This is a genomic window from Borrelia hispanica CRI, from assembly GCF_000500065.1.
GTDB lineage: Bacteria > Spirochaetota > Spirochaetia > Borreliales > Borreliaceae > Borrelia > Borrelia hispanica.
Genome location: NZ_AYOU01000034.1, coordinates 1 through 4,810 on the forward strand (window position 1 = coordinate 1; position 4,810 = coordinate 4,810).

General features: G+C 31.0%; 2 protein-coding genes and 1 pseudogene. All 3 read left to right on the forward strand.

The window, feature by feature from the left end:
• Positions 1-321, forward strand: a 321-nt coding sequence (locus U880_RS0100820; protein ID WP_024654399.1) for a variable large family protein, incomplete at its 5' end; no start/stop codon positions are given.
• A 322-nt stretch (positions 322-643) separates the two neighbouring features.
• Positions 644-1,635: pseudogene (locus U880_RS09710) on the forward strand (variable large family protein).
• Positions 1,636-1,961: 326 nt separating this feature from the next.
• Complete coding sequence (locus U880_RS0100830) at positions 1,962-2,963, forward strand: variable large family protein (RefSeq protein ID WP_038358624.1); 1,002 nt, start codon at positions 1,962-1,964, stop codon at positions 2,961-2,963.
• Positions 2,964-4,810 lie beyond the last annotated feature (1,847 nt).

Here is a 4,810-nt window from a genome sequence, read left to right on the forward strand (position 1 = left end):
AATGCAAAGAATGCAGCAGAAATTGCGGCTGCTAAGAAGGCAGAACAAAAAGAACTTGGAGCTTCAGTTCGAAAAGATGCAGTAATAGCAGGAGGGATAGCGTTAAGAGGGATGGCAAAGAATGGTAAATTTGTTGTTAAGACAGGTGAAGATAAATCGGCTTTTGCTATTAATGGAGTAGTGGCAAGTGCAGTTAATAAAGTGTTGAGTACATTGACAGTAGCAATCAGGAATGCAGTGGATTTGGGATTGAAAGAGATTAATAAGGTATTGGGAGAGATTAAGCAAGGAGAAGGTTCTGAAAATAAAGTTAGTGAGTGAGTTATTATATATTGAATATAGTTAAAATTATTAGATAAGAATGCTGATAAAGAGAACAGTAATAAGGCTCTCTTTTTTTATTTTCTGTATTGATGTGTGTTGTATGAATGTTGTTCATATAAATCATTTTTTTTCTTTTAATCCTTAAAAGCAAAGCTAAAAATAATAATAAAAAACAAGGAGGCGAAGGAAAGGAATGAAAGAGAAGAAAGGAATAGGAAATATAGAAGAGTGTATAAGCGAGTATAGAGAGAAGGGAAGAGAGAAGGGAAGAGAGAAGGGAAGTAAAAGAGGATTAAAGGGGATAAGAATAAGAGAAGTAATGATGGTGATGGTGATGGTAGTGATGGTGGTGATGGGATGTAATAGTGGGGTAAAGGATCCAGAGAAAGTATTTTTGAGTGATATAGCAAATTTAGGGAAAGGATTTTTAGATGTATTTGTGAGTTTTGGGGATATGATTACAGGGACGTTGGGGATAAAAGCGGACACAAAAAATCGGATATTGGGAAATATTTTACTGATATTGAAAAAACTATGATTTCAGTAAAGGAGAAGTTGCAGGCAGAAGTGGCAGAGAATGGTAATTATGGGAGACTTAAGGAAGTGGTTGAGCAATTTATTATTGGAACATTAGATAAGATTTCAAGAGGTGCTAAGGAGGCGTCAAAAGGGGCTATTGGTAGTGAAACCCTTGGAAATGCTGTTAAAAATGAGGATGCGGCACCTGCAGAAGTTTCGAGTGTGAATGCACTTGTTGAAGGAATTAAAACAATAGTTGATGTGGTTTTAAAAGATAATGGAAGGGCAGATGCGAATGTAACTGGAGAGGAGGATAAAAAGGATATAGGTAAGTTGTTTAGTAAAGCAGGTGACAATGGAACAGAGGCTGAAGCAGCTAAGGCAAATGCATCAATTGAGGCGGTAAGCGGTGCTGATATATTGCAAGCTATTGCTAGTTCTGGTATAGCCGAAGCTGGGAAAGATATTGACCAGGCAAAAGATGCTGCTGAAATTGCTACTGCTAAGAATAGTGGGAATACTAAAGAGACTAAAAAGAAGGATGCAGTTATTGCGGGAGGAATAGCATTAAGAGCGATGGCAAAGAATGGTAAATTAGCTGCTAAGAATGAAGATAAGGCTACATTTGCTATAAATGGAGCAGCAGCAAGTGCGGTTGGTAAGACACTAAGTACTCTTATAATTGCGATAAGAAATACAGTTGATAGTGGATTAAAAAAGATAAATGAAATATTGGCTACAATTAAGCAAGAAGATAAGGGAGCAGAAGCAGCTAGTGGGCAACAATCATGAATAATTGTAGATATAGATAAAGAGCAGTAAGATAAAAAAGTTATTTAAAGAAAACACTTCTCTAGTTCTTTGCGAAGCATGGGAGATGTTTTCTTTTTAAATTCAGTGATTTCATTATAATTGATGTTTTCCAAAATCAGTACAACAGCAAACATAAATTAAAGATGAATAAACTAAATACACACATGATAAATAATACTTTACAAAAGAATTGGTCTTAGGGAAGAAAAAATAGAACTTGCAAAAGAAATAGAGTAAGGATTTAAAAAGAGATATGAGAGAAGTCAAAGGGCAAAAATGAGAAAAAGAGAGTAAAAGGGATAGTGATGATGGTAGTGATGGGATGTAATAGTGGGGGAGTAAAAGATCCAGAGAAAGTGTTTTTGAGTGATATAGCAAATTTAGGAAAAGGATTTTTAGATGTTTTTGTGAGTTTTGGCGATATGATTACAGGGACATTGGGGATAAAGGCGGAAACAAAGAAAAGTGAGATAGGGAAATATTTTAGTGATATTGAGAAGAGTATGCAAACTACTAAAGTAAAATTAAATGAAATTTTAGAGAAGAATGGGAAATATGAAAAAGTTAAAACAATTGTTGAGGAGTTTATTAGTGGTACTGTAGATAAGATAGCAGAAGGAGCAAAGGAAGCAGCAGGTGGAGTTAGCGGTAGTGGTAGTGAATCTGTGGGGAATGCTGTTAAAAACCAGAATGCATCTCCTTCAGAATTACAAGGTGTTAAATCTCTGGTGAAAGGAATTAAAGAGATAGTTGAGATTGTGTTAAAAGGGAAGGGAGATGCAGGTGCTGATGTTACTAAAGGTGATAGTAAGAAAGATGTTGGTAAGTTATTTACTACTACTGATGCTAATAGAGCTGATAATGCGGCAGCCCAAGCAGCAGCAGCGTCAATAGGAGCAGTAAGTGGAGCAGATATATTGCAAGCGATAGCTAAGTCTAAAGAAGACCCTCAAGTTGATAATACTGATGGAATTGAGAAAGCGGGAGATGCAGCCGAGATAGCAGTTGCTAAAGCTGTTGATAATAAGAAAGAGATTAAAGATGATGCAAAGAAAGATGCAGTAATAGCAGGAGGGATAGCATTGAGAGCAATGACTAAGGGTAATAAATTTTCTATTAAGAATGATGCCGATGATGCTGTGATAAAGACAGTAAATGGAGCTGCCGCAAGTGCGGTGAATAAGGTATTGAATACTTTGACAATAGCAATAAGGAATACAGTGAATGAAGGTTTAAAAGGGATTAGTGAGGCATTGGGGGAGATTAAGCAAGGAGAGGGTTCTGAAGTTAAAGCTAAGGCTAATTAGTAGGTGAATTAGTATATATAAGTTTATGTAATAATTATTAGGTAAAAAGGCTAGTAGAGAGCGCAATAAAGCTCTCTTTTTTTATTTGCAGTATGAAATCATATTTTTTCCTTCTAATCTTAAAAAAGTAAAAGAAAAAATAGATAAATCAAGATCTCCAAAGGCAGCAGTTCAACAATAATAGAGATAGTTAGATTAAATTATTTAGAAATTAGGATTATAAGGCAAGTTTAGATATGAGTCTAGTTTGCCTTTTTTAAAATAATTTTTATTTTTTATGTTTCTTTCTTACAATATATATAAGCAAAGTCATTATTATTTCTTTTGATTAATTTTATTATGGTATTTACTTATAGTAAGTAGAGTGATGGAAGTGAAGTGATGTATTTTTTGTATGTTTGATATTGTTTTTTTGTTTTATTAAAGTGTTCTAATTGAGAATATGCAGTTTTATTGTAAAAATTGCACAACCAAAGACTATATTATCTAAAATTATATATAATTGTCATTAAATTTTTTCAAATGTGACTAATGTATTTTATAACAAAAAGTAAAAAGGCTAGTCAATCTGATACTACTCAAACTACAGCTACTATCGTTTTATTGTATAAAATTGTATAGATTATAAATGTTAATGTTATTAGAAATTTCACAAAAAATAAACTTTAATTATATTTTTTTGCACTACACTTTTATCATATAGGATATCAACACTAAAAATTATTAAGAAAGAGGAAATAATTTATGATTACCTATAATTTAAAGGAACATTAGAATATCACACTCAACCTGATACATTAATAAAGTTTAGCGAAGAGTTTAACATCGCACCCATAAGTCAGTTATCTCCACCCAATATCTCTTATTCATTGTTTTAATATTACAGCGGCAGTTAATAAAAACCCCTTATAGTCCTTACAACAAACTAAGTAAATTATTAGACAAGCAAAACAACAACAAAAATAAGACAATGAAACTTGTATTAACTGATGATTCTTATACCAACCTCAATCTTAATAAAGCGGTATTTATCAGGAAATCAGCAAACCTGACAGGTAAACCTGAATTAAGAACAGTTACTTTTTTTGATTAAAGATATTAATTCCTATTTTTCATATTTTATTACAGAATTTTCTCTTGCTACTTTTTAACAAAAATTTTATTAACAACATCTTCTTTTGTGTAGATTAAAATTTGCTTTTATAATTTATTATCTTCTTACACAATTGTATAACTATAAATAAACTTAACAATAATATTAGAATCAATTAATAAAATAATGTCAAACTGAAACTTTAGATTCTTAGTATCTTTTGTTTTATTGTGTTAAATAAATCATTGTCATTTATTAGTCTTTATTTAAGATGTTCTAATTAAAAATATTCGGTTTGTTGTATAAAATTGTACAGATTTGTATAGTTGCGAGATTTTGTAAAAAATATAATGAGTTAAAAAAGTATGAGACATTTTAATTATCTTAAAAGATTTAACGGGCATTCTAGTTATAATTTTAGCATAGAAGAAAAACATATTAAAATTTATAAGAAGCTACATCTTATGTGATAAGTGTATATTAAAAATATAGAAAAGTCTAGTTGATTGCAAGAAATAATTTTTTGGGAATACGATTCATTTTTAAATGTGGAGTTGACCAAAGTATGATTTCTAATTTGTAAATTGGATGATGATGTGTAAGTAATAGTATCATGTGTATAATTAGTGATAGTAAAATTTTTTTTGGTGAATTTAGATAATGGAATATAATAGAATATTCGTACTATTTGATATTAAGAGGTAATTTGTACAAAAATTAATAATTTTTTTAGAATTTATTTCAATTATATTAT

What these genes read in the sequence shown, in the direction of transcription:
- U880_RS0100830 (WP_038358624.1), top strand. Translation starts at nt 1,962, where the DNA reads ATGATGGTAGTGATGGGATGTAATAGTGGGGGAGTAAAAGATCCAGAG.